The 2,217-nt window shown below is 32.9% G+C and carries 1 protein-coding gene and 2 pseudogenes; 2 read left to right on the top strand and 1 reads right to left on the bottom strand.

Annotated features, from left to right (window positions below):
* Positions 1–362: 362 nt before the first annotated feature.
* Positions 363–482: pseudogene (locus HMPREF2961_RS15800) on the bottom strand (transposase); the annotation flags it as partial.
* Between the two features lie 181 nt (positions 483–663).
* Between HMPREF2961_RS15800 and HMPREF2961_RS10430 the strand changes: the two are divergent.
* Both HMPREF2961_RS10430 and HMPREF2961_RS10425 read left to right on the top strand, forming a co-directional pair.
* Complete coding sequence (locus tag HMPREF2961_RS10430) at positions 664–888, top strand: heavy-metal-associated domain-containing protein (RefSeq protein WP_002294786.1); 225 nt, start codon at positions 664–666, stop codon at positions 886–888.
* A gap of 10 nt (positions 889–898) precedes the next feature.
* A pseudogene (locus HMPREF2961_RS10425) lies at positions 899–2,182 on the top strand (multicopper oxidase family protein); the annotation flags it as partial.
* Between the last annotated feature and the right edge of the window lie 35 nt (positions 2,183–2,217).

Raw genomic sequence — 2,217 nt, 5'->3', positions numbered from 1 at the left:
TTTCTATTTACACAAAATATTTTACACTCTCATCATCACATTAAATATGTGAATTCTTATGGTAAGAAAGTTCCTCTATATTCTACTTTTTTCAAATTGAGATATATAGAAAAACCAGTTTTTTAAATTTATTCACTGCTTTTTGTGCATAAGTATATGTTGAATCCAATGGACGGATTTCTGAGAGGCATTTCATGTTTTTTTGAACTCAAAAATCCTTTGGAATCCCAATGTAGGGTTTTGGTATTAGTTGAAATGGATTTTCACTTGGTAGTAGAGGAGGGTAGAGAGGATTGTGAAATTCTTATGTAGAACAATTATTTATTTGAATAGGAGGAAGAACTATCCAAAATAGCAGTTCTAAACTTATATTTCATATTAGGATGCTTATCGAATATCATCATAGCACTTCTACCTGTTAGGATATTCATGAAACTCGAAACCTATGTTTTGGGCGCGATACTTAGCGATATATGTCCATGATATGCAATCATACACTAAACAAATCAATCTGTATCTATCCTATATTTAAAAGCTCTAAAACAAACTCTATACATGGTTTCTCCATAAATTTTCCTTATGATACTTGTAAGACAATTCTTAAAAGATTGATTAGATTAGTAAATCCAATATAGGCGACTTTTTTAAGAAAGAAGGAATTTTATGATGAAATATTTGCAAATAGTGGTTATTGACGGAATGAATTGCTCAAGGTGTGCATCAAAAGTAAGAAATGCTTTGGAAGCAGAGCCAACAGTCAGTGTAAAAATAGTTGATTTGGCTAGAGGTACAGTTACTTTCGATGCTGATTCAAAATTAACTTTAACATTCTTAAATCAACTACTAAAAAATACAAAGTATACTGTAACTAGGGATATATCTATATAAGTATAAGTATATGTGGGGGAATCAACACAAAATCTCCACATATTTTTTTTATGGTAACTACATAATAGATATGGGAGATGATGGGTTGAAGAATAATAAATATATTTGGTTAGCAGCAACAATATCAATGTTGACCCTAGGCGGTGTTTTCATATTGATTCAACAGCAGAACAAGGAGGAGCATGCTGAAGTTGTCTTTCAAGAAGAACAACGACAAATCTCAAGTAGAATGTCCAATATGATGGGGGATAATCAAGAAGCTGATTTGAAGGTAGTACACCAAACGGAGAGACAACTATTGATTCCCCCTGTTCTTGAACCATCTTCAAAAAGCAAAGAAAATGTGATATATGATATAGTTGCTCAAAACGGAGAAGTTCAAATAATGGATGGAGAAAAAACTGAAACATTAGGCTATAACGGGGATTTTTTAGGACCAGTTATTAGACTGAAAAAAGGTCAAAAAGTTACTATCAATACAAACAATAATCTTGATGCTAGCACATCTTTTCATTGGCACGGTTTGAAAGTAGCTTCTGATGCAGATGGAGGTCCACATCAGATTATAGAAGCAGGACAGAAAAAAAGTGTAACATTCGAGGTTGATCAAGAAGCTTCTACACTCTGGTTTCATCCCCATCCGGAAGGAGAAACAGCATCTCAAGTTTATAAGGGTTTAGCAGGTTTGATGTATATTGATGATGACAACTCAAAATCATTAGATTTACCTTCCAAATATGGTGTCGACGACATTCCCTTGATTGTGCAAGATAAATCTTTCAGCTCCACTAATCAAATTAACTATGAAAATGATTTTAACTCTGATGGAACAAAAGGGGAGACGTTGCTTACTAATGGCACTATCAATCCATATATTGAGATAAAAAACCGATGGATGAGGTATAGAATTGTTAATGGATCTAATTCAAGAAACTTCACTTTTACTTTGGATAAAGATGAATCATTCTACCAAATTGCTACAGATGGTGGTTTTCTGAATACTTCTGTTAAACTTAGTAAACTACTTTTAGCCCCCGGGGAAAGGGCAGAAATATTAGTGGATACTCAGAATTATAAAAAAGGTGAGGTAATTCATTTACTAGCAAATAATTTGGTTGCCTTGACAATGAGAATTGAGAATACGATAGAAAACAAAGAGTTTACTCCCTCTGATAGTCTAAATACTATTAGTACTTTAGATGAAAAGAAATTGGAAGATTTAGCAAGACAAAGTATTAATTTAAGAGGAATGTCTCACATGGTAAACATCAACAATAAGCAATTTGATATGGAAAGTGGTGTTAGGATGATTTAGTGGACACATTTTGG

Origin of the sequence: Enterococcus sp. HMSC076E04 (genome assembly GCF_001814285.1) — a bacterium.
In the GTDB taxonomy this organism is placed as follows: Bacteria; Bacillota; Bacilli; order Lactobacillales; family Enterococcaceae; genus Enterococcus_B; species Enterococcus_B lactis.
This window is presented reverse-complemented; position numbering and strand designations above follow the sequence as displayed.